Source organism: Sediminibacillus halophilus (assembly GCF_900103695.1).
Taxonomy (GTDB): Bacteria; Bacillota; Bacilli; order Bacillales; family Amphibacillaceae; genus Sediminibacillus; species Sediminibacillus halophilus.
On the sequence record NZ_FNHF01000004.1, the window covers coordinates 175,283 to 199,784 of the forward strand.

Here is a 24,502-nt window from a genome sequence, read left to right on the forward strand (position 1 = left end):
TGTGAAGCACGTACACATATATCCTTTTTCATGAAGGGGTGATAACCGTGGATAAGACTTATATACAGTTATTTCGGGCTCATGTTGATCAATTGCGAGGAGAACATGCGAAGGTCGAAGAAACAATCAAAGACTATCAGCCGGATGTAGAAAAAGATCCTTTATATACCATAGCGACATGGGTATGGCTTCTACAGAAACAAGTCCATCTGGAACCAAATAATGAAGAAATCACAGGTATCGACTATAAGCCTCATATTGCCTATTTGGCTGAGGAGTGGAAGAAGCCGAACATTGATTTATGGGGGAACGAAAAAGATATCTATCTTTCCAACGTTTCTATGGTATACGCAGCATTGACCGAAACGAAGAATAACCGACAGGCGATGTCCCTGCAGAAAGTGATGACAGAGATTCGTGATTTTGTATTCAATGAATTACTTTCCGGAGGCACGGCTTTAAATGGAAAAGAAACAAGAGGAATTTCTGTAGATCAAACGCTTGCCGTCATGCCTTACGGATTGTTCTCTCCGGAAGACCTGATTATCGTAGAAGCTACCAACAAAATGGTACTGCATCTGGAAGAAGAGAGTGGGATGCTTCCTTATCGAGGGGCTGACCATACTTCAAAATCTGCAACAGCTTTGATGGCCCTTTACTTTCTTGAAAAATCCGATAAAGAAAACGCGTTTCATTACTCTCATTTAGCACGAGCCCACATGGAGGAAGATGAGCTGGGCGAAATTGTTCTTTCTCTATTTGATTATTATGCCTCTCAGTTTGGAGAAGGAGAAAAGATCATCCATGATCCTTTGGGTAATGAGAATGTGTACTTGCCACAGCTGACAGAGAGATTTCCTCACTACCCTACGACCGAAGATTATGTTCATATAGCTTGTCAGGTAGTCAGTGAAAAGGAAATTGAGGGTGTAGAAGTCCATATTCAAAACAAGAATCAGGACTGGAAAGCTTCTCTTGAGCTTCAGTCGAAAAAGAAGGACGAAACACTTATTTATCAGGGAAAGCTTTCTCCATTACCGGATCATGGGGAATACTCTTATAGTTTTCATGTGACATTTAAAGAGGGGGGAAATCTTACTTCTGATACGTATCCCCTCTATACAAGGCAAAAGAAGTATGCGAACTCTTTCAAAGTGACGAATAAAACAGAAGATATGCTGGAACTTTGCTTCGGTGAAGGGCATATCCTAACTTTTATTATGCATGACGATGGTATGGATATGAGTATTCGTCAGTATGGTAATAAAATAGATGCTTCTAAAGATGAGGAAACTTCTATTTTTCGAGGAGATTATCAGCTTAGAGTACACGCTGAAAATGCCGAAATCGCATTGTTTTACAAGGAACAAGAGATTCTTCGTACTCATTCACTATTGCCGACATTTGAATGGAAAGAGGACATAGATGGGATAGTCCACGAATTTCAGGTCCACTGGTACACGCCTGAAAACGAAAAATTTTATGGGTTCGGCGAACGATACAATTCTATTGAACAACGCGGTGAGATAATTGACTGCTATGTATATAACCAATACAGAGACCAGGGGACAAGGACGTATATCCCTATTCCGTTTTATATGACTAACAGAGGATATGGGTGTTATGTGGATACTGCAATGTACACATTGTTTGATCTGGCAGCATCTTTGAAAGATAAGACGACGTGGACGTTCGAACAAAATAACGACGTTCAGGAAACGACTGTCCATTTTTATTTTGGTAATTATAAACAACAAGTACAGCAATTTACGAAAGATACGGGAAAGCCTGCGATGGTTCCCGCTTGGGCGCTCGGCCCCTGGATGTCCAGTAATAACTGGGATCGTCAATCTATTGTAGAGAACGAAATCGAAGCGACGAATAAACATGATATCCCCGCTACAGTTATCGTATTGGAACAATGGAGTGATGAAGCGACGTATTATATGTTCAATGACGCCACCTATGAGTTGAAGGAACCGGGATACGTTCACAGTTATGAAGAAATGGAGTTCCCTTCCTGGGGGCGCTGGCCGGATCCGAAGGGGCTGGTAGAACATATACACGAGGAAAATCTGAAACTCATCTTATGGCAGATTCCGATTCAAAAATACTTAAATAAACAAATGCATCCGCTAAAAGATCAGGATGAGGCATACATGATTGAAGAAGGGTATGTGGTTAAGCACGAAGACGGCACTCCTTACAGAATTCCTGAGAACTGGTTTACAAATAGCCTGATCATGGATTTCAGTCACAAGGAAGGGAGTGAATGGTGGTTTCAGAAACGCCAGTACCTTTTGGATATAGGAGTTGATGGATTTAAAACAGATGGAGGAGAATTCGTTTTCGGTAAGAACCTGCAGTTTGCGAACGGCCAGACGGGAAGTGAAATGCGAAATCAGTATCCCAACGATTACATTCAGGCTTATTACGACTTTGCACAACAAAACGATGGCATCACGTTCAGCCGTGCAGGCTATACTGGCGCACAAAATTTCCCTGCGCACTGGGCCGGGGATGAACGGTCTACATTTGATGCATTTAAGAGATCGCTTGTAGCCGGTTTGAATGCTGGTCTGGCAGGCATTGTCTTCTGGGGATGGGACTTGGCAGGATTTAACGGAGATATCCCTACGGCAGAGCTATTCATGCGTTCTTCTTCGATGGCAGCTTTTTGTCCGATTATGCAATATCACGCGGAGAGTAAGGCAGAGTTCAGTCAGGACCGTACCCCATGGAATATCGCTTCCCGAACAGGGGATGACCGGGTTATTGATGTATATCGATTTTTTGCTAATGTGCGCATGAATTTGATGCCTTATATATATCAGGAGTCTGAGAAAGCCTGCCAAACAGGGGAGCCGTTAATGAGAGCGCTTATGCTTGATTTCCCGGAAGATCAACGAGTGGCGGGTATGTATGATGAGTATTTATTCGGTGAATCAATGCTTGTGGCTCCTATTATTGAGGAAAATCATATTGAGCGGCAGGTCTATCTTCCGGAAGGGAAATGGGTGAACCTATGGACAGAAGAGACTCATGAAGGGCCTGCTTATATAACTTGCACGGCAAAGGTGAATGATATTCCAGTCTTCATGCGTATGAACAGAGCAATACTTTTGAACGTTTCTCCCTCAGAAGGCCTTGGAAGTGCTGTGGGTAATGACTTATCTTCATATAAGCAACCATTGTGTCGAGTTTATTGTGATGCATCCTTTCATCAAACGCTGACAGATCATCTCGGGCATACGATAGAACTTTCTGTAGACGTATCTGAAGAGGAAGTAACGGTGAAGGCGGATACTGAAATAAATGACCTGATGATTGAAGTTATAGGTAATGACAAGGAAGTACGCGTCATGCAAGAAGGGGAGGGGTGAACCATTGCTTGAACATACGAGTTATGCCATCCTGCCTTCAGAAGAAGGAGGGACTGAGGAACAGGTACATGAGGTTGGTGCTGTAGAATCGGTAAAATGGAATGGGAAAGTAGTAGAAGGAACGTTAACCGAAGGTACATTCTTCCTTTATCTTCTTAATGACCAGATACTCCGATTCAGTGTTCATCCTTTTGAGAAAGTTTCCGCAGACAGCACGCTGGCAGTCGTAGAGGATGAACCTGTCAAAGATGCAGATTTCTCTGAATCTGATGCAGAATTTTTCTTGACCTACAAAAATCTGCAAGTGACTATCAAAAAGAAGCGTTTATCTATTACAGCTCAAAGAAATGGAAAAACAGCGTTTCAGATATCTGGGGTATCTTTCAATAAAGATAAGAAGGTGTTTGGTACATTCGAAAAAGATGCCAAAACTCCTGTATACGGATTGGGAGAGAAGAGTGGGTTCCTCAATAAAAACGGAGAGAAAATTACGAACTGGAATACAGATGTATTTACCCCTCACAACAAGGATACGGTCGAACTGTATCAATCGATCCCATTTGCACTGATCCATGATCCTGGAGAAACGACGACCGGTGTATTTCTGGACAACTCTCACCGTACAGGATTCGATATGCAAACATTCAAGGATAGAGTGAGGATCTCTGCAGAAGGAGGTCCATTAAACACTTACATCATTCTTGGAGAGGATATCAAAGATACAATTCGAGGTTATACAACAATAACAGGCACGACACCACTGCCTCCTCAATGGTCCTTGGGATATCATCAGTCCCGTTACAGCTATCGTTCCGAAGATGAAGTACGAGAGGTAGCTGCGGCTTTTGAAAAATACGAGATCCCTCTCGATTGTATTTATTTAGATATTCACTACATGAATGATTATAGGGTTTTTACTTTCGACAAAGACCGTTTCCCTAATGCAGATAACCTTATCAAAGAACTGAATGAACGCGGTATTGATGTTGTTCCTATCGTAGACCCAGGAGTCAAGAAGGATGTGGAATACCCTGTGTATCGTGAAGGTGTTTCTGAAAAATTCTTCAGTACGTATATAGACGGAAGCATCTATTGTGGAGCGGTGTGGCCAGGCATTAGCGCATTTCCCGACTTTTTTCAATCGAGAGTGCAAAAATGGTGGGGACACCTTCATGGGTTCTATACAGAAAAAGGGGTACGGGGTATTTGGAATGATATGAACGAACCCTCTGTTTTTAATGAGAGTAAAACGATGGACCTTGACGTGATGCATAATCAGGACGGGAAGCTTATCAGTCATCGGGAGGGACATAATCTCTATGGTTTGTACATGAGCAAAGCTACATTTGAAGGGTTAAAAGAACTTATCCCCAATACACGGCCTTTCTCCCTGACGCGCGCCGGCTATGCAGGTGTACAGCGGTATTCGGCAGTATGGACTGGAGATAACCGTAGTCATTGGGAGCATTTAGAAATGTCTCTTCCGATGATTATGAATCTTGGAATGTCTGGAGTAGCTTTCAGTGGCGCTGACGTCGGAGGTTTTGCATCCGATTGCACTCCTGAGCTGCTGGTTCGTTGGACACAAGTGGGAGCCTTTCTTCCTTATTTTAGAAATCATAGTGTACAGGATTCTATTTACCAGGAGCCGTGGGCGTTCAATGAAGAAACGATGAGGATCGTCAAAAAGTTCATCCAGCTAAGGTATCAGTTCATCCCTTATCTTTATACGTTGTTTCATGAAGCAGAGAAAAGCGGAGTACCAGTAGTCAGACCGTTAATAATGGAGTACCCAGAGGATAAAGAGGCAATTGATATTAGCGATCAGTTTCTATTAGGAAGAGATGTGATGGTGGCGCCAATGCTTCGCCCGGGCCAGACACATCGCTCCGTTTACTTCCCGGAAGGAACTTGGTTCGACTGGTGGAGCGGAGAAGAAATCGATGGCGATAAATATCACCTTGTGTATGCCGATTTAGAAACCATTCCAGTCTTTGTTAAAGCAGGTACGGTTCTACCTGTTGGTGATGAGGTGAGAAATACGAAAGAACAACAGCGCGTTAGGCTCATCGCTTTCTCTAACGGGGATAGAGATATGAGAGGGCAATTATATGAAGATGATCACGTCACTTATAATTACCAAAAGGGAGAGTATGTATTAACAGATGTTGTTCTCTCATCATATGGGGAAATGAAGACTAACAAACAAGGTGATTTTGAATCGAATTTAGTAGTGTCAGATATAAAAATAATCGGAAAGTAAAAAGGATGGTTGATATGACGACGGCATGGTGGAAAAAGAGCACGGTATATCAGATTTACCCGAAAAGTTTCAATGACACGACAGGCAATGGAGTGGGAGATATCCCAGGCATCATTGAAAAACTCGATTATTTAAAAAAACTTGGAATTGATGTAATTTGGCTGTCTCCGGTGTATGATTCTCCGCAAGAAGACAATGGTTACGATATACGGAACTATAGAATGATTGATGAGTTGTTCGGTTCCATGGAAGATATGGACAGGTTGCTGGCAGAAGCGCATAGCCGTGATTTGAAAATCGTTATGGATCTGGTAGTGAACCATACCTCAGATGAACACCCGTGGTTCGTAGAGTCAAAGAGTAGCAAGGACAATCCTTATCGTGACTATTACATTTGGAAAGATGGAAAAGCGGACGGAGGACCTCCGACGAACTGGGGATCAATTTTCAGCGGGTCAGCTTGGAAATATGATGAACAGACTGATCAATATTATCTTCATTTATTCGCGGAGAAACAGCCTGACCTTAACTGGGAAAATCCCAAAATGAGAAAGGACGTCTATAACATGATGAACTTTTGGTTGGATAAAGGGATCGACGGGTTTCGCATGGACGTCATAAATTTCATATCGAAAGACCAGGCTTATCCGGATGGGGAAATGAAGAGCGGGGAGAAATATGGGAATCCGGGTCCTTATTTCGTTAATGGTCCTCGTATCCACGAATTTTTACAAGAGATGCACGGAGAAGTCCTTTCGGGACGTGACGTCATGACAGTAGGAGAAATGCCAGGAGCTGAACCGGAAGATGCGAAAGTTTATACAGATCCGGATAATCAAGAGCTGGATATGATTTTCACGTTCGAACATATGTCGCTGGACGAAGAGGGGGGAGATAAGTGGAACATAAAGCCTCTGGACCTGAGAGATCTGAAAGAGAACTTTGAAAAGTGGCAGACCTCCCTTCATGGCACCGGTTGGAATAGTTTGTATTGGAACAATCATGACCAGCCCCGCATCGTTTCCCGATTTGGTGATGACGGAGCATACAGGGAGAAGTCTGCGAAAATGCTTGCAACCTGCCTGCATATGATGCAGGGAACCCCATACATTTATCAGGGGGAAGAGATCGGAATGACGAATGTACACTTTGAGGACCTGAACGATTATCAGGATATTGAAACGCTGAATATGTACAAGGAAAAGTCCGAACTTGGTTGGTCCCATGAAAGGATAATGGAAGCAATTTATACGAAGGGCCGAGACAATGCGAGAACTCCAATGCAGTGGGACGGTTCGAAGAATTCGGGATTCACGGGAGGAACGCCGTGGCTTCCTGTAAACGATAATTATAAGTCTATTAATGCCGAATCGGCACTTCAAAATAAAGATTCTATTTTTTATTACTACCAAAAATTAATTAGTTTGAGAAAAGGATGGGATATTATAACCTCTGGCTCGTTCAAATTATTGATGAGAGAAAGCCTGAATGTGTTTGCGTACCAAAGAGAAAATAGTGAAGGGATTCTCGTTGTTTTGTGTAATTTTTCAAATGAGGAACAGAGGTTGGAAGAAGAAATAACGACTAACATCAAAAATGCATCTCCACTGATCTCTAATGAAAATAACTTCAAATATCGAGAACTGCAACCGTTTGAGGGCTCTGTTTACTACATTCACAAAGAATAATAAATACATGTAAGAATGTGAAAAGGAGGTGATAGTTATATCAAATTAATATAAATTAATTTTCAAAATGTTACTTGTTTTACTGAAAATAACCAAATATAAAACTAGTAGAATATTAGGTGCCTTCACAACTTTTAACTGAACTTGCCCAATAGGAGTACCAACTACTCCGCCGATTGCAAATTTATATAACCGCACATATTCCCTCCACGTAATGATGGCAATTAGTTGGGTAGATAACGTTAAAATGTAATTTTGTGATATTAAAACCTCCTTTTATACATAATACTAGTTTAGAAGCTTTTCTATCAAAATTTCGATATCCCTTTAAATCAACAGTGCTAGCGTTATTTTTCCAAATCACTCCGTATCTTAAACCTGCTATTCACCGGACTGAACTTCAACATTTCCAATAACTGATCGGCCATGTAAGCCGGCGTTAGCTTGAATCCTCCTTCCCCCCATTCCATGATCATACCGAAAATCGCATAGGCCTGGTAGCTGGCGTGTAGTTCCGGATCAATGTCAGGGCTTGGTTCTATCTCTGCCAAGTCTTGGAGGGGCAGTTTTTTTAATTCATTGGTGATTCGTTTATGAAATCCCGGCAATGCGTTGGATTGGATGATCAGTTGATAAAAGTTAGCATGAGCGTATACATGCTCGAAAATTTTCACGGCTGAAGCGGACAAACTATTGAACGTTAAGGAATCGGTGTGCTGATACGGCTGGCGGTAGGAGTCGACCAGGTCTTTGATGACTTCCTCGATGATATCTTCCAGCAATTCTTCTTTATATTTATAGTGTTTATAAAATGTACCCCGATTGTAATCAGCATGTTCCACAATATCAGTGATGGTGATAGCTTTGAAATCGTGACTTTGCATCAAGGTAATCAATGCGTTCTGCAGCGCTTTTTTCGTCCGCTTGATTCGTTTATCGATCTTTTGGTTAGACGACAATGTAATCCTCCTCTGTACATTATCTGTAGGTTATTCAACAAGATGGCTTGATTTGTTACTTAGTGGACATTTGCGGGATTCATTGATCATTGTGTTCCTTGCTCCCTCCTTATTATACTATAGATAGATGTTTGTTAGTGAACATCTGTTGAATAAATCTCAATGAAATCGATTAAAGGGAGGGGAAGGCATGAAACTGAAGGATAAAGTTGCCATCGTAACAGGAGCAGCCTCCGGAATGGGAAAAGCAATTGCCCAGTTGTATGCATCGGAAGGCGCCAAAGTGGTGGTCGCTGACATCAACCTGGATGGGGCGGAGGCTGTAGCGAAGGAAATCGCCAATAATGGCGGGAATGCAAAAGCTGTTTCTGTGAATGTAATCAAACAAGAAGATGTAGACAACATGATCGATACAGCGGTGAAGGAATTCGGCACACTGGATATTCTGGTGAACAACGCGGGCATCATGGACGGATTTCAACCTGTCGGAGACATTGAAGATGATCAATGGGATTTCATTTTCGACGTCAATACGAAAGGTGTCATGCGAGCGATGCGTAAAGCACTTCCGATTTTCTTAGATAAGCAAGCTGGCGTGATTATCAATACCGCTTCCACCGGAGGGTTGAACGGAGCACATGCTGGGGCTACCTATGGTGCATCGAAGCATGCGGTGATTGGATTGACAAAGAACACAGGATTCATGTATGCCGAAAAAGGCATTCGCTGTAATGCCATTGCTCCCGGCGGAGTAGAAACAAACATTGGTTCCTCTATGAAGAATATGAATCAGTTTGGCTTTGAGCGTACAAAATCTGTCCGTGATGTTATGCCTCGGACCGGCAAGCCGGAAGAAATCGCGAAGGTTGCACTGTTCTTAGCTTCAGACGAAGCAAGCTTTATTAATGGAACAGTTGTTACAGCTGACGGAGGCTGGACGGCTGCATTTTAATAAACGTAGAAACCCGGAATTGGAGAATGGAGGTTCTCAAGTTTCGGGTTTTATTTATGCATCGCTTTGATTTACTCTGAAACTATAAAGTGCTTCAAACCGTAAATACTAGTAATACCAAGGCATGGAGGGATTTCTATGTGGACTATATTTCTAATGCTGATCAGTATTCTAGTTGTCGTAACAGCGGTTATGGTACCCCTGCAAGTCCGCTATTTAAAAGCAATGAAAGAAGAAATGAAAAGAAAAAGACTGTCCCAGCAGGAGTATTTCAGTAAAATGCCGATACAGGAAGAAATGCTGCATGCAACTGCTCAGGGAAACATTTTTATCATTCCGGCTAATTTTATTGCCTGGCTGTGGTTGAAATGGAAAAAGGAGATTTAACTAAGTAATTGATTTCCATAACATACGTATAAACAAGCCCCTATCTTAGAAGCGTATTTCTCCGTTAACAATTGATGATACATCAACATATCGTTATATGCTTTATCCAGCTTTTCTATATGGTACACTTCTCCAGGTGCTTCTTTATATGCTGGAATGCGTGTCGAACGCACTTGGTCAAATCCCGCGGAAGCGAGGAAATATTTCCATTCTTTTTCATCTAGCAATTCAGAAAATCCATAGAACGCTTTAAAACTTGATTCTTCATTCTGCTCCAAGTAACCAATTTTCGTCACTTCGTTCATCACTAAAGTACCGTTAGGCTTCAGTACTCGCCTGTATTCCTTCAAAGCCTTTTGTATTTGAGTGAAGGCCGTCACAGACTCGGACAAGACCAGGTCGAAACTATTCTCTTCGAATGGAAGTTCTTCAATATTTCCTTTGAAGACTTTTACAGGCGATGAAATTCCGGCGATACGCTTTCTGGCTTCTTGGATCATTTCTTCATGTTGGTCGATGCCGTAAACGGTGCACCCGTACTTTTGGGCAATATAAGCGATGGTCTGACCGGTTCCACAGCCTGCATCCAGAACGTTCGATTGCTTGTTTATTTCCAACGTATTTAACATCCGTTCCGTTTGTTTGAGGCTTCCGCCCCACCAATTTGGAGTGCTGCCAGCAAATCTGCATAATTTTTCTCCACTTTCTGCTACCTCCAAGTTTTTTTGAATTCCATTAAGTTATGTTATGCATACTCGGTAGGTTTGGGAGCGGACTTCCCCTCTTTCACTTTTTTGAAAGAAAGCTAAACTTGTGTGCTTTCTTTTCCTGCTTGGAAGGTGGTATAATCTTTTAGGCTATTTATTCATACATCAAAGGAGAGAACACAGATTGAAAAAATTATTACTAAGCATTCTAATGATTTCATTGGCTGTGCTGTTCGCTGCCTGTTCAGATAGTGACGCGGATAAGACGGCCCAAGATACGTCAAAAGCAGACGAAGAAACTGCTGACAAAAAAGAAGCGGATTCTACGGATGTTAAACCGGGCGATATCGAAATAACGGATGAAATAAAAGACATGACCTATTCCACGATGGAAGGGTATGAAGGAGTCAAAGACGCTTATATCGAAGTTGACGGCGACCAAATCACCATGACTTTGCAGGTGGACGCCAGTTTAAACGAGGACAAGCGTAAAGAACTGGGAGATAACTTCGTGCGAAATCTTTCTTCCAATGCTTCGTTCTATTACGATGAACTGGAGGGACCAGAGAAAGACAGTTATGGTACCCTGTTTAAAGTGTTTGATTTACAGATTGGAGTGGGACCTGGGTCTGAAGATATTCTTCAGGGCGCAAAGGTGACTTCTGGAAAAAGTATCATGTGGTGACATTTTCAAGAGACCAAGTCGTAAAAAGACTTGGTCTCTTTTATATATATATATCTATTTAGTGTGAAGTCTATCCATCTGAGAAAGGGAAATGAGTGCCCTTCGTCGAAATAGAAGTATTTTTCAAAATCGACCAGGACTTTTTGGAATTGACTGTACCAATAGATAAAACACTTAAACACCAGGCGAAAGCAGAATAATGTACGGAGTTTTTGAGAGTGTTCTTTTCCTGATGAATGCTCTTTTTTAATGCCTTAAACGTAAATAAAGATAAAAAAATGGTTTAAATCATTAATAATTTATTGAAATTCGATAAATAACATGATACTATTCAGATGAATACTAATCAGGTGAGGTGCTCATGATGAAACGTGGAACAACACTCTTTTTGCGAACTGCTGTAATCCTAATCGGTATTCCGGTTCTGGCATTGTGCATTTTTGTCGTCCCGGAAATTGGGAATTTTATAGCGGAACTATATCCAGAGATGGCATATCTGAAATATCTTGTCTGGATCGATTTATATGCAACAGCAATTCCTTTTTACTTTGCGCTGTATCAAGCATTTAAACTTTTAAGCTATATTGACAAGAGCAAAGCCTTTTCGGAACTGTCCGTAAAAGCATTAAAGAAGATAACGTATTGTGCTGTTACAATCAGTGCTTTTTATGTAGTGGGCATGCCCCTTTTCTATCTTATGGCGGAGGCAGATGATGCTCCTGGAATTATTCTCATTGGAATGCTCGTTATTTTTGCTGCACTTGTCATTGCAGTGTTTGCTGCGGTTTTGCAGAGGCTTTTACAGGAAGCGATTCATATAAAATCAGAAAACGATTTAACGGTCTGAGGTGAATAGGATGGCAATTATAATCAATGTTGATGTCATGCTGGCGAAAAGGAAGATGAGCGTTACTGAGCTTTCAGAGAAAGTCGGAATTACGATGGCAAATCTTTCGATATTGAAGAATGGAAAGGCGAAAGCAATCCGGTTATCGACTTTGGATGCGGTTTGTAAGGCTTTAGACTGTCAACCCGGAGATATACTGGAATACCGTGCTGATGAAGATGGCAGGGAATAGGAGAGTATGCAGGAGGAGGGAATGGGATGAGTCAAATGGGCAAAAGTGGTGTGGCGCAAGTGAGACACCACTTAAAAATAGAGGATATGAGACCGTTTAAGCAACTGGTTCGGTTTGGATGGGAACAGGCGCTGTCCTGTTTGTTTCCGGTCGTGATTTTTGCGTCTCTGGCTCTTACAAAAATCATGCCGGTTCCCTTGCTTCCAAGGTATGACTGGCTGCTTATCATCTGTCTTTTGATGCAAGTATTGATGGTGCGTGCTGGACTTGAAACGAAGGACGAACTAAAAGTAATTACGTTGTTTCACCTTATCGGTCTTGCTCTCGAACTGTTCAAGGTACACATGGGTTCCTGGTCTTACCCAGAGGAGGGGTTTTCCAAAGTCTTTGGAGTTCCTTTGTACAGCGGGTTCATGTATGCAAGTGTCGCGAGCTATCTTTGCCAGGCCTGGAGAAGGCTGGATGTGGAACTGATTAAGTGGCCCCCGTATGTGGTCGTTGTTCCTCTTGCGGCTGCTATATACCTAAACTTTTTCACACACCACTATTGGATGGACGTTCGTTGGATTTTGTCAGGTCTTGTGGTGATTGTTTTTTGGCAGTCCTGGGTCACCTACGAGGTCAATGGGACGCGTTACCGGATGCCGCTGGCACTGTCTTTCGTGCTGATTGGCTTTTTTATCTGGATAGCAGAGAATATCGCTACTTTCTTTAGTGCATGGGAGTATCCAAACCAAGCCGATGCCTGGAGTCTCGTCCACTTGGGAAAGGTGAGTTCCTGGCTGTTACTAGTGATTGTCAGTTTTCTCATAGTGGCGACATTAAAACAAGTGAAAGAGAGAAATGCACAAGGTCGATGATTATGTGAAATTCCCCTTTTACCATTCATCCGCTACATAGCGGGATACTGAGAATCCGCAAAGTCCGTTTAGAAATTGTATAAATAAAGGTTTTACTCTTGGAACTCGCTTAACTTATTAAACGCCAGGTCTATAATACTAGATTCGGCCATTATAAATAGACCATTCCTCTTTTGCTAACTATTAATATCTGAGTAATAAGTCTCGTTTTTTGGATGCATAAAAAATACTAAAAATTTGGTGGATTTTGTCGAAAAATCATGCTATTCTATAAAGGATTTACATAAAACATCGAAAGATAACACAAAGGAGCCGGATAATGTTCAAAAAATCGATTAGGGTAAAACTGTTTGCCTCGTTGTTGCTAGTTTCACTTGTCCCCTTAGTATTGATAAGTATCATCCTGTATTCTACTGCAAATAAAGGGCTGGAAAACATTCTTCATAACAATATTCTCTCTTCAAAGGAATCAATTACCGCACAATTAAACAATGTTTCAGAAGACCTTTTGAATCTCACTCAATCCTATGCTGAAAATGAAAATTTAATACAAGCGTTCCGAAGTGGTGATCAGCAGCAATTAATAGAGGAGGTTGAACCGGTTTTTACCAGATTGCAGACAGAACACCGGATGGATGTTTTTGAATTTGGTAATACAGAAGGCGAAGTAGTGCTGCGCGGCCACGATATAGAAAAATACGGTGATGATAAAAGTGATATACCGGCTGTCCAGGAAGCGTTAGAGGAAAATACGATTGCAGGCTTCGAGTTTGGCAGCAGCGGGTTATCGGTACGTGCTTTTGCCCCTATTGTTCACAACGACAAGGTGATTGGCACACTGCAAACGGGTTTAGATGGAAAAGTTATTCAATCGATCACCGATTCGTTAAAGGGAGTACAACTTAGTATCTTGAATACAGAAGGGGAGACACTTGTTTCCTCTAATGAAAAAAATATAGGAGAGAAGTCAAGTGATTCGTCTCTTCTATCGAAGGTAAATGCAGGTGAAGAAGTGTTCAAGGAAAATGATTCGTCTTTGCACTATTATATGCCTTTGAAGGATCCTACCGAGTCTGAGGTTATCGGTATCATAAAAATAGATCAGGATGCTTCAGCTGTTAAAAGTTTAAATGACAAAATATTGCTTTATGTAATAGCAATTGTACTTATCACTATTCTCATTGTATCTGTCATCGCTTTTTTCTTAAGTAGTGGCTTTACAAAACCTATTCAACAAGTCACTTCCGTGATGGATAGGTTGGCAAATGGGTTTTTGAATAATGAAGTCAAAGGCGAGGAAAGAGAGGACGAACTGGGGCAGTTGTCGAAATCAGCCTCAGCCACGCAAGCTAATTTACGGGAAATGATTGAGAAGATAGCAAGACTTTCCGAGGTAGTTAAAGAACAGTCTGCAAGGGTAAAACAAGCAAGTAGCGAAATTGATGAAGGAAGCGGTCAAACGGCATCTACAATGCAGGAACTTGCTTCCGGATCTGAGCAACAGGCACAAGCGTCAACAAGCTTGTCGGAACAAATGGCGGATTTCTCTTCCAGAATCAACCGGGCTACAGATAATGGTGTCTTGATTCATCAGTCATCAAATGAAGTCTCTGAAATCACCAAGTATGGAAATCAACTGATGGAAAATTCCGTTACACAAATGAACAGTATTTACGATTTAGTAAAAGACTCTGTTCAAAAAGTGGAGTCGCTTGATAAGCAATCTGATGAAATATCCAGACTAGTCAGTGCTATCGAAGAAATCGCAGAACAAACTAATTTGCTTGCTTTAAATGCTGCGATTGAAGCGGCAAGAGCAGGAGAACATGGCAAAGGTTTTGCTGTGGTGGCAGATGAGGTGCGCAAACTTGCTGAGCAAGTATCAGCATCCATCTCTGATATCACCGGCATTGTAGAATCCGTACAATCGGGATCGAAAAGTGTGGCGGAATCCTTGAAAGCTGGTTACAAGCAAGTTGACGAAGGAACTCAAGTCATGGAGATAACTGGATCAGAGTTTAAAAAAATCAGTCAATCGGTGGAGCAAATGGTTGCTAATATCGAAAACATAACCGGGGACTTAGAAGAAATCAATGAAAACAGTCATCAAATAAATTCATCTATCGAAAATATTGCTTCCGTTTCCGAAGAATCTGCAGCAGGTATCGAACAAACGACAGCATCTGTTGTTCAGGTCAGTAGTTTGATTGGTGATATCTCAACGAACGCTGACTCATTAGCTCAATTGTCAGAGGAGTTAGAGGAAATGGTTAAACAGTTTAAAACAGAGTAAGGAAAAGGATAGAGTGGAGAAACAGACCGGAAGGCCCAAATGGAAATTTGGGCCTTTTTCTCATTTGAAAACAGCGGTCATCAAGGGTGATGACCGCTGTTTTTTTCTTTTGCCTATGAATGTTTTATGTGACTTTTATGGATAATCATTGGGGGAACAGATCTGTAGTTCCCACGCCTGCCCCTATCGAGTTCTTTATATATTCTTTTCGATTAACTGCTTGAAAGGTACAAGGCTTTCTTCAAATACAGGTACTGATTTTTCGTCCTCTGCTTTTCGGACCCAATGGACCAGCAGATCATTAAATGGTGTAGGAGTCCCGGTTTCTTTTCCTTTTGCGACTACTTCTCCATTTATATAGTCAATTTCTGATTTGCGATGCTTTTCCAAGTCCTGCAGCATACTCGCCCGCAACAGAGCCTGAGGTTCAAATACTTTTCTTGCCATGCTGATTACCTCTGATAGGTTGCTCTTGTCCTTGTTTATTTTAAATGTCTTGGCAACATCGATGCCTGCAATAGAGGTGAATTCTACACCTGATGCTTGTCCGGCTTCCAAAGTTTCATCCGCAAGCATGACCGCACTGGTTACAGCCGTGTCATTTGCCAGCACGTCCCCGTAAGTACAGCCGAACACGGTAGAAGTACCACTCATTGCAACGTTGACCAACAGCTTGGACCATTTCGTGCCGATCAGGTTTGTGGAGATTTCTGTTCCCCCTACAAGATTAAGGACGTCCCTCAGTTTTTCCGCTCGTTCCGTGATGCTGCCGTCCAATTCTCCGATTTGAAAAGCGTTGGCTTTGAAGGATTCTGCTGCGGTTGTCAACTCTGATACCCCGGGTTTGATCCAGGTAGCGCCGAATTCCACTGAACCGCCAACGACGCGTTTTTCCCCCAGTTCCGCTGCAAGTCCTTCTTCCGGCACACCGTTTTGCAAAGAAAGAACGATACTTTCTTCGCTTATGTACTGCCTAAGGTTTACCAATACTTGATCGTTATAGACCTGCTTTGTAAGCAGTAATACCAAATCATAAACACCGTTCATCTCAGCGGGGGTAATGGCTGTTACGGGAATTGTTTCCTCCACTGTACCAACTATCGTTGCCCCTGACTTATTCAACGCATCAACGTGCTCCTGGTTTACATCGATTAAATCCACTGCTTGCTTCTTTCCTTTTGATAAATAAGCACCAATTATTGTTCCTAAAGACCCGGCTCCCATAACTGCAATCCTCATTGAAAAACCTCCCATGGTGTATGAATGATTAGGTGAATAGACCTAAAAAATATGGTAAAAAACATTAAAATTATAACAAAATGGGAATATTTTATCAAATTGTATTCCTTTTATGGGTAAAATGTATTACGATGGAAACTACGGAAAAATATTCTTTAATTTCAGATTGATAGGGGAAAGGGAGATTGTATGGAACAGCATGATAGCTATAATACGCAGCGGGTACATAAAGTCAACTTGGTGTTGCTGTTAATTGTCGTTTTTCTGTTAGTCATCCCGATTGTCATCGAGCGCGGGCTTAGTGATAGCATGGGCATTATTATTGCAGGGGTACTTGTTATTTTACTATCGGTGGGTAACTACTTTTTGCCGATTCGTACATACTGGAAAGGATTTATTTTCGCATTACTGCCTTACTTGGTTGTCATCGCACTTTTCTTTACAGATGGCTATGCGTTGAACAAGCACTATTTACTACTATTATCGATCGCCATGATTGCACTTTATTTTAAGAAAGAATTGATCCTTGTGTTCGGAATCGTAGTCGACATCGGACTAGTGATGACATATTTGTTCAATTCTGCTGAGTTGCTGAGTGTAGATGATAATTTCAAAGGATTCATCACTGTTTTTGTATTGGTCAATGGGGTATTGGCTTCTCTGTATTTGTTGACCAACTGGGGTCGTGAGTTGATCAATGCGTCCTATGAAAAGGAACTGGAAGCAAAGCAGTTAATAGGGAAACTGGAAGAAACGTTCCGTTCGATCGAAGAAGGAACCGCTACGTTGGAGAGCAATATAAGTAATTTTAACACCAATATTTCTACTATTTATGATTCCAGTCATAATATCTTGGATTCGGTCCAGCAAATGGCTGCCGGTATCCAGGAAGAAGCGAACAGCGTTACGATGGTTAGTGAATCGATGGGGAGTTCACTGCAAAAAACCAATCAGACGATTGCGATTTCCCAGCAGATAGCCGATCAGTCGGGCGTCATGAATAATAAAGTGCAAGACGGCTGGGATAAAATCAACCAGGTCACAGAACACTTTACTACGGTAAATTCAGCGATTGGGACAACAACAGTAACGGTTTCGGATTTGCAGTCGAGCTTGGAAACTGTCAACTCCCTGTTGGAAGGCATTAAACAAATCGCCGATCAAACGAATCTACTAGCATTGAACGCTGCAATTGAGTCCGCACGGGCCGGTGAGCAAGGAAAAGGATTCGCTGTCGTAGCAGATGAGGTACGTAAGCTGGCGGAGCAAAGCGCAAACATCACCGTGGATATTACCGAGGTAACCAATACGCTTTTCCATAAATCACAGGAAGCCCAAGAGAAATCGAGCCAGGGTGAGGCTGCCGTAGCAGAAGGACAAAAGCTGTTAACCGAGGTCTCGCAGGTTTTTGAGGAAATGAAGGATTCCTTCCAGGGGACAAACGAACAGCTTTCGTTAGGAATGGATGAAATCAAGTCGGCAACGGATAACTTCGCACAGATTCAGACCCAAATTGAAAATGTAGCAAATATCTCGGAAGAGAATGCGGCATCCACCCAGGAGATTGTTTCGACACTGGAAAATGAACATGAGTTGATCGCTGCGATTAACGACGCTGTAGCAGAGATTAATAAGCTAAGTGGTGAGTTGAAAGATATGGTCAACAACAAGTAAGAAATCGGTCGTTTCATTATGGAGTATGAAAAATATTAAGGGGAATGAAAAAGGAACAGTCGGCGGCAGGACCGTAACTGTTCCTTTTTTGGTGAACGTTTAGTTTTGCGCTTCGCGAAATGCTTCCTCTGTTCCGACAAAACCGATCATTGTGGAAAGCTCTGTTCCATCCTCCGCAGTACATGAACTTAGATAGACGATAGGGCCCCGTTGTGATATGTAGGAGCATTCGTATGTACCAGCAGGGGATTGCTCATAGTTGCCATAGTTATTTTCGAATGTGATGGTTTCTCCATTATAGGAAATCTTATTTTCGCTGTGGCTCCCATCGAGATCAAACACCGAAATCGTTACTTCGTCTTCTTTGTTTTCTTCCACATTATTCATCAGTTGAAAGAGCTTGTCAGCATTTTCTACTTCGACAGCACCCTGTGCAATTTCTTGGAAGCTGTTGGCTTGATGCTGGGCGATTACATCACCGTTCTCCAGGGCGTCCTCGACTGAATAGCTTTCTTTTGAATCTGCATTCGAGCAGGCAGCAAGCAGCGTGAGTGATAGCAGTAAGAATAGCAGTGTTTTTTTCATAATACCTCCTGAGCGTCAGACTTGATGTGGGTTACTTTTTATTAAACATCCTGTTGGGAAGGGGGAACGATTGGATCTGGCAAATCCTCTTCCATAAGCATGATCGGCAGTACCATCATCGCAGTGCAAAATAAGATGACTAATTTTTTCTTCATTATTCCATCCTCCTTGAAGTTATATTGTATTCATTTTCCTGAGCCTGTTCGACTCAGAAAAATAATAACTGGATTTTTTGTAATGATGTACTTTTGAATAGTAATCGCCGAGAATTTCATGGCATTCACATTCCTGCAACCATAGTTTACTTTTTTTAAAGAAAGGAATGGCCTCATTGTGGATAAAATGTACCAATTGCTCCACAGCACCAAGGATTTGGAACTTTAAAATGCAAAGCATTAAGAAATCTTTGCGATCGGTTGGCAACTTCTCGCAGTTGGACAATCCTTTTGCTATCCATTCAAGGGCTCGGTCGTTTTCCTGTATAGAGGAAAATTCTTGAGCTAGATGGTAAACAGTATTCAGGTAACTTTTTATTTGATGATTAATTTTAATATCGTAACTGGTTGAAAAGCAGTCAATTGCCGCTGATTTATTATGTAAGCTGCTATGCAATATTCCGATGTTATGATAAAGATAAGCCTGGGCGGTTATGATATTAAGCTCTCTAGCCAAATGAAGGGCCTTTGTGAACTTGATTCTTGCTTCTTCTGGCTGCTCCAGCCGGTTCAAACAAACCCCGATAATAATTTGACAGCTTATGCATTTTTTAATATTTCCTGTCTCCGTGAATAAATAGAGTGCTTTTTCGGCCAGTGACATGGCGAGAGGCGTTTTGGCAAGCCGGCTGTAAATCAAGGCGGCCTGGTAATAAACCTCTGGTTCTATTTTTTCTGCAATAAGATTGCCTAAATCAATTGCTTTATTACAAAAATTTAATGCCTGTTGGTAGTTATGTTGAAGATAGAAATAAATGCTGTTGAAAGAATGGTAGTAATAGGCCAACTTTGGGGGGAGGTCATCCTGATATTGTTGTAAGAACTCAGCCAGGTTTTGTGCTTGTTTAATATCTTGCTTCAACAAAAAATACCGGAATTCAAATACTGCAAATGTTAGTTTAATCTCTATATTGGTAGAGGTTTTTACTTTTAACTTCAATTCGGCATACTGATTATCTGCTGCTTTCATGTCTTGTTCCCGAAGAACCTCATACCAATGGAAGATTGCCTCCGTCAGCACTCTTAATGTTTGCTTGTTTTCGAGAGGGATATCAATATCCAGTCTTCCTAGCAGAAGGGAGAGAATCTCCTCGCTTGGCTCCATCTTATTGTTCTCAACTTTGCTTAGATAGGAAATAGAACATATCCCTTGTGCCAAATCCTCTTGCGTCATTTTGCGCTGTCTTCGATAATAGTTAATCTTATCTCCAATCATAACAAGTTCCTCCTAAACATTGTATTGAGAAATATAATGTCAAAAAGTACTATTATCACAATTATATTTTCAAAACTTTCTCAATACAATAAAATTTTCTTCTTTTTCCAGTTATTGCGTTTCTCCAATCCTAAGAAGTTGAGAAAAAGGAAAGAGAAAGCGCTCTATAACAGGGGGCTTCTTGACATTTATTTCTCAATACCTTTCTGGGACGAGTCATGCTACGATAATTATGAGAATATTCTCAAAAATAGTAGAAGGAGTGGTTATTATGTCAAAATTATTCTCGAAATTAATTGGTGTAAAATCTCCTGGAGGCCCTGAAAGAGTGCCGGTGTACTGCCTTAGTGATTACCGCTGTTCTTCCCCTTATCAAGGTACTTATGTGGAAATTGGAGGAAAACCCGTATTTAAGCATTGCGGATGTTAATATTCAGGAGGAGGCTGCCGCCTTCTCCTCTTTCAGTTAAAGGGGGATGACCAGTGGAATACGGAATAATGTTGCCTTGGTTTATGTTTGCCATCATCATCCTGATACAGATTTTGCGAAGCTTTCGACGGCTTCACGCGGAAAGTGCAAAACATGATTCTTTCAAAGGGAGCATCTTAGAAGGAGAAAAACTGACGGATTATATCGACACCGTTCCGGCAGAGCCTGGAGAAAAGGGATGCGTTGTTGTTTTATCTCCCTCTTGCCCGCCGTGTCACTTAGTGCTCGAGGAGATTATCGAGGATGCAGATTATTATCCTGCTAACCTGTCTTTGTATGTGAACGAGACTTCCTCGGGGGAAACAGAAAGGTTTGTGGATAAATACAAGGATGTGATCAGGTTGAACCGGTTGAATAAGGAACATTTTAATAAAATGAAACTCACCTTTACACCTGCTTTTATTAGCTATGATGAACAGGGAGTGGTATCCAGGGTTGGCGTAGACTATAACAATCAGGAGTAGTGAGGGGAATACCATGAATTTTAAAAGCATGTTTAGAGCCATCCGCTTTGTTTGGGAGAGAGCGAAGCTATGGGTGATATGTTCTATTATATTTGCCATTGTCAGTGGTTTGGCGCCTGTAGCACTTGTTTGGGTGATGAAAGAGTTGATTAACACTGTGGCGGTAATCATCCAACAGGAAAGCGCAGACTTTAGCGGTGCTTTCATATTGCTGTCCATTCAATTTTCCATTATGTTGCTTAGTTCGATAATGGACGGTTTGAAGAGTTTCATGGATGACAAGGTGCAAATTGTTCTAGAACATGATTTAAAAGCGTTGAGCTCCCGGAAAGCGATGGCTGCTCCATATTCTTTTTATGATATTCCGGAGTTTTACAATCATTTGGAGCGGGTTACCGGCAGTCCTGGGGCAAAGTTTTTAACTCCGTTGAGGAACCTCCTGAATATCGGTGAGGCGGCTATCAAGATTGTATCCTTTCTTGTTTTTTTGTTTACGATTCACTGGATATTGGTGGTCATCAGCGTATTTGGAGCAATTCCGATATTTATCGTCCAGGCAATTTACGGCAGGAAGAACTTTTGGCTGATGTTCATGCAAACCCCTGCCGCCAGAGAAATCAACTATATCGAATATTTAATGAACAACAAACAGGCTGCAAAAGAAACAAGGCTGTTTGGGATTGCCGACTACTTGCTCGGCAGATGGTCGAAAAAATACCAAAAAAATGCAAGTGAAAAATTAGCTTTGATCAAGAGACAACAATATGCAGAAATAGGGCTGGATTCATTGACTGCACTGATGTATGCAGGGGCAGCCCTCGTGATTATATGGCTTATCAGGACGACGACGGTCAAGATTGGCGAGTTTGTGGCAATTGGACAGGCAGTACAGGGGACCCAGGAAGCAATAGGGCAAATTTCCAATAACTTGGCCCGCCTTTATGAAGACAGTTTTTATATCCGTGATTATTTCGAATTTCTTGATTTTGAGGAAAGCAGAATCGGGCACCAATCCGGGACATTGCCTTTCCCGGCTGCTTTAGAAAAAGGAATCCGGTTCGAAAATGTATCCTACCGGTATCCAAATGCAAACAATGATACGCTTGACAACATTTCTTTCACGATAAAACAGGGAGAAAAAATTGCAATCGTAGGAGAAAACGGCTCAGGGAAAACAACATTGGTCAATCTGCTTTTTGGACTTTATCAGCCGACCAAAGGTTTGATTTTCTATGATGGAATCGACATGACGAAAATAAGTGAAAAAGAATTACATAAAAACACAACGGTCATCTTCCAGGACTTTATCCGATATTCTTTTCGAGCTAGTGAAAACATTGCTGTTGGGAAAGAGTTGGACCAAATAAATGAGCAAAAAATGAAGCAGGCAGCCAGATTAAGCGGTGCCGATAAGTTTATTGAAGAGTTCGAGGAAGGTTATGATACCCAGTTAGGCAGATTTTTGACACAGGGAGAAGAGCTTTCAGGCGGACAGTGGCAGAAAATGGCCATAGCACGTGCGCTTTATAGGGACAGCCAGGTCATTGTACTGGATGAACCGACCGCATCGCTAGACCCTATATCCGAACTTGAAATTTATAATCAATTTCAACAGATAACTAGAGAAAAAACAGTATTGTACATTTCACACCGAATGTCCGCCGCCAGGTTTGCTGACAGGATTCTGGTGATGGAAAATGGACGAATCAAGGAGCTTGGCACGCATGAAGAACTCATGCAAGTGAAGGGAAGCTATTACGATATGTATAATACCCAGGCGCAATGGTATCAAACGGAAACGGGCCTAAGAGGGAGTGGTTGAATGGAACTTCTGACTTCTGCTTTTACATGGACATTGATATTGGTGTTTATTTCTACCGCTGCATCAAAAATAATCGCTTTCAAATCCTTTCATACCAAGGTCCAAACAATTATCAAGCGGAATGGGATGATCACTAAAATCACCGCCATGGCGGCGGTGACCGGGGAAAGTTTCGTTAGTATTTCGCTGCTGTTATCTATACAAAGAAGGGCAGGGGTGGTTTTGGCAGTTATTCTGTTAGTGATCTATTCGATTGCAGTGCTTAATAACCTGATCGAACGAAATACAGAGATGGATTGCGGGTGTGGAGGCATATTGGGAAACCATAGAATGTCATACCTTTTGATTCTGAGGAATGTAGCGTTGATTGGAATGGTCGTTACCACGTTTAACCATACATTCTTCCCTTTCAATGATTTATATGGACTATTCCTTTCATTGCTGATTGCCTTTGTTATCTTGTTGATGCTTGCGACTCTTTCGAAAATTGGAGATATGAATGGTGAATACAAATCCTTAACTGGAGATGATGCACATGGCCAATTTTAATGAACTGTTGCTTTGGACGTTTATGATTATTCAGATGGCAATCATTTTTCTGCTGGCGAGATTGGTCGGTTCTTATATAACAAAGTTGAATCAGCTAGAAGCGAATATGAACATCAAGTTACGGGGGAGCAACGTGACAGAAGGAGATATTGCCCCTGCATTTCGTGAATACGATCACAAAAATGCCATTGTGACGTTAAGAGCGGACAAGAAAGCAGTCCTCCTGTTTTTGCAGCCGTCTTGTTCTAAATGTAAAGAAATCCTTTCTTATATAAAAGAACAAACGACGCTTGGTATTGATGTCTTTATTTTTTCAAAAGAAGAAATCGTGCAGAATTCGGCTCAACTTTCTGAGCAAATCCACCTGGTAACATCAGAAACGGTGATTAAAAATTATGGGATAACTGATTTTCCGGCCGTTCTTACTATTGAAAACGGCAGAATAATTGAAAAAATGCTGTTAAGGACGAATGTGGAGGAATTCAGTGAAATCGTAGGCGAGCGTTATTTTAAAGCAAGCTAACCACAAATGTTTAAGAAGAAGCAGTCCTGTGCAAAGGAAACCTCATGCACCGGGATGCTTCTTTTTTGTTCATTGCCAGAAGCTATGCCGCTCGATGATCCTCATCCTCTGGAACCCCTGTATTGCGATAAAGCTCGCTCTTTACATCCCAAAAATAAACCCGAGGCAGGCCGAAATACAGCCAGTATTCCTGCATCAAAGAAGTACCAACAAACAAAACCAACTGCCAATCCATCCCCCTCACTAATCCCCCTCCTTTCTTCCTCTTTGTGAATAAATACAGGAATAAAAGGGCCGAATAACGATAAAGAGTTCAGAAATAAAGGGGGTCAGTCCCCGACTCGGTGTGCGCAGTTGGATTGACCTTGAATGGGGACAGACCCTCGAATTTACAAAACCGCCTCGTGACAGGGTTCCCGGAATACCTCCCCAGTCGAAAGTGATAAAAAACGCCTGTGGAGGGTCAGTC

Annotated in this window: 21 protein-coding genes; 15 read left to right on the forward strand and 6 right to left on the reverse strand. The window is 41.7% G+C overall.

All coding sequences use genetic code 11. The features are described from left to right. Positions 1 to 47 precede the first annotated feature (47 nt). Genes BLR82_RS14775 through BLR82_RS14785 form a run of 3 tightly spaced genes read left to right on the forward strand, consistent with a single transcriptional unit; the run spans position 48 to position 7,334 of the window. Positions 48 to 3,383, forward strand: coding sequence for a glycoside hydrolase family 31 protein (locus BLR82_RS14775; protein WP_074600248.1), 3,336 nt, complete (start codon positions 48 to 50; stop codon positions 3,381 to 3,383). A 4-nt stretch (positions 3,384 to 3,387) separates the two neighbouring features. Then, positions 3,388 to 5,646 (forward strand): glycoside hydrolase family 31 protein, encoded by a 2,259-nt coding sequence (locus BLR82_RS14780; protein ID WP_175486825.1) that lies wholly within the window; start codon positions 3,388 to 3,390, stop codon positions 5,644 to 5,646. Positions 5,647 to 5,660: 14 nt separating this feature from the next. After that, positions 5,661 to 7,334 carry an alpha-glucosidase gene (locus BLR82_RS14785; RefSeq protein ID WP_074600250.1) on the forward strand — a complete coding sequence of 558 codons (1,674 nt, stop codon included), beginning with the start codon at positions 5,661 to 5,663 and terminating at the stop codon, positions 7,332 to 7,334. A 347-nt stretch (positions 7,335 to 7,681) separates the two neighbouring features. Here the strand turns inward: BLR82_RS14785 and BLR82_RS14790 are convergent, their stop codons facing one another. Then, a complete protein-coding gene (locus BLR82_RS14790; RefSeq protein ID WP_245693832.1) occupies positions 7,682 to 8,293 on the reverse strand; it encodes a TetR/AcrR family transcriptional regulator in 612 nt (203 codons plus the stop codon). Between the two features lie 190 nt (positions 8,294 to 8,483). Here BLR82_RS14790 and BLR82_RS14795 point away from each other — a divergent pair, with 190 nt between their 5' ends. Beyond that, positions 8,484 to 9,245, forward strand: coding sequence for an SDR family oxidoreductase (locus tag BLR82_RS14795; RefSeq protein WP_074600251.1), 762 nt, complete (start codon positions 8,484 to 8,486; stop codon positions 9,243 to 9,245). 138 nt (positions 9,246 to 9,383) lie between these two features. After that, on the forward strand, positions 9,384 to 9,632 hold the full coding sequence (locus BLR82_RS14800; RefSeq protein ID WP_074600252.1) for a DUF3949 domain-containing protein: 249 nt from the start codon (positions 9,384 to 9,386) through the stop codon (positions 9,630 to 9,632). Here the strand turns inward: BLR82_RS14800 and BLR82_RS14805 are convergent. After that, on the reverse strand, positions 9,629 to 10,351 hold the full coding sequence (locus BLR82_RS14805) for a class I SAM-dependent methyltransferase (protein WP_074600253.1): 723 nt from the start codon (positions 10,349 to 10,351) through the stop codon (positions 9,629 to 9,631). The genes BLR82_RS14800 and BLR82_RS14805 overlap by 4 nt on opposite strands. Before the next feature lie 172 nt (positions 10,352 to 10,523). Here BLR82_RS14805 and BLR82_RS14810 point away from each other — a divergent pair, with 172 nt between their 5' ends. The 5 genes from BLR82_RS14810 (at position 10,524) to BLR82_RS14830 (ending at position 15,256) form a co-directional block, all read left to right on the forward strand. Next, a complete protein-coding gene (locus BLR82_RS14810; protein WP_074600254.1) occupies positions 10,524 to 11,024 on the forward strand; it encodes a hypothetical protein in 501 nt (166 codons plus the stop codon). Positions 11,025 to 11,388: 364 nt separating this feature from the next. Beyond that, a complete protein-coding gene (locus BLR82_RS14815; protein ID WP_074600383.1) occupies positions 11,389 to 11,871 on the forward strand; it encodes a DUF2975 domain-containing protein in 483 nt (160 codons plus the stop codon). A gap of 10 nt (positions 11,872 to 11,881) precedes the next feature. Continuing rightward, positions 11,882 to 12,103, forward strand: a complete 222-nt coding sequence (locus BLR82_RS14820) for a helix-turn-helix domain-containing protein (protein WP_074600255.1) — start codon at positions 11,882 to 11,884, stop codon at positions 12,101 to 12,103. A gap of 86 nt (positions 12,104 to 12,189) precedes the next feature. Further along, the gene (locus tag BLR82_RS14825) at positions 12,190 to 12,963 is read left to right on the forward strand and encodes a DUF817 domain-containing protein (RefSeq protein ID WP_074600384.1); all 774 of its coding nucleotides are present in this window, start codon (positions 12,190 to 12,192) and stop codon (positions 12,961 to 12,963) included. A gap of 319 nt (positions 12,964 to 13,282) precedes the next feature. Further along, a complete protein-coding gene (locus BLR82_RS14830) occupies positions 13,283 to 15,256 on the forward strand; it encodes a methyl-accepting chemotaxis protein (RefSeq protein WP_074600256.1) in 1,974 nt (657 codons plus the stop codon). A 195-nt stretch (positions 15,257 to 15,451) separates the two neighbouring features. On the opposite strand, the gene BLR82_RS14835 is transcribed toward BLR82_RS14830, so the two are convergent. Then, on the reverse strand, positions 15,452 to 16,495 hold the full coding sequence (locus BLR82_RS14835) for a ketopantoate reductase family protein (RefSeq protein WP_074600257.1): 1,044 nt from the start codon (positions 16,493 to 16,495) through the stop codon (positions 15,452 to 15,454). 189 nt (positions 16,496 to 16,684) lie between these two features. Between BLR82_RS14835 and BLR82_RS14840 the strand changes: the two genes are divergently transcribed. Further along, positions 16,685 to 18,169 carry a methyl-accepting chemotaxis protein gene (locus tag BLR82_RS14840; RefSeq protein ID WP_074600258.1) on the forward strand — a complete coding sequence of 495 codons (1,485 nt, stop codon included), beginning with the start codon at positions 16,685 to 16,687 and terminating at the stop codon, positions 18,167 to 18,169. Between the two features lie 99 nt (positions 18,170 to 18,268). Here BLR82_RS14840 and BLR82_RS14845 read toward each other — a convergent pair whose 3' ends face one another. Beyond that, entirely contained in the window at positions 18,269 to 18,754 is a 486-nt protein-coding gene (locus BLR82_RS14845; RefSeq protein WP_074600259.1) for a hypothetical protein, read from the reverse strand. A gap of 174 nt (positions 18,755 to 18,928) precedes the next feature. After that, on the reverse strand, positions 18,929 to 20,185 hold the full coding sequence (locus BLR82_RS14850; protein WP_074600260.1) for a helix-turn-helix domain-containing protein: 1,257 nt from the start codon (positions 20,183 to 20,185) through the stop codon (positions 18,929 to 18,931). A 483-nt stretch (positions 20,186 to 20,668) separates the two neighbouring features. On the opposite strand from BLR82_RS14850, the gene BLR82_RS14855 reads away from it, so the two are divergent. From BLR82_RS14855 to BLR82_RS14870, 4 genes are read left to right on the forward strand one after another with little or no spacing between them, the layout of a single operon-like run. Then, the gene (locus tag BLR82_RS14855; protein WP_074600261.1) at positions 20,669 to 21,139 is read left to right on the forward strand and encodes a thioredoxin domain-containing protein; all 471 of its coding nucleotides are present in this window, start codon (positions 20,669 to 20,671) and stop codon (positions 21,137 to 21,139) included. A 13-nt stretch (positions 21,140 to 21,152) separates the two neighbouring features. After that, positions 21,153 to 22,961: an ABC transporter ATP-binding protein gene (locus BLR82_RS14860; RefSeq protein WP_074600262.1), complete on the forward strand. Its 1,809-nt coding sequence runs from the start codon at positions 21,153 to 21,155 to the stop codon at positions 22,959 to 22,961. Next, positions 22,962 to 23,510 carry a MauE/DoxX family redox-associated membrane protein gene (locus BLR82_RS14865; protein ID WP_074600263.1) on the forward strand — a complete coding sequence of 183 codons (549 nt, stop codon included), beginning with the start codon at positions 22,962 to 22,964 and terminating at the stop codon, positions 23,508 to 23,510. Continuing rightward, positions 23,497 to 24,033 carry a thioredoxin domain-containing protein gene (locus BLR82_RS14870; protein WP_074600264.1) on the forward strand — a complete coding sequence of 179 codons (537 nt, stop codon included), beginning with the start codon at positions 23,497 to 23,499 and terminating at the stop codon, positions 24,031 to 24,033. The genes BLR82_RS14865 and BLR82_RS14870 overlap by 14 nt, the downstream gene beginning before the upstream one ends. A gap of 82 nt (positions 24,034 to 24,115) precedes the next feature. Here the strand turns inward: BLR82_RS14870 and BLR82_RS21120 are convergent, their stop codons facing one another. Beyond that, entirely contained in the window at positions 24,116 to 24,277 is a 162-nt protein-coding gene (locus tag BLR82_RS21120; protein WP_175486826.1) for a hypothetical protein, read from the reverse strand. Between the last annotated feature and the right edge of the window lie 225 nt (positions 24,278 to 24,502).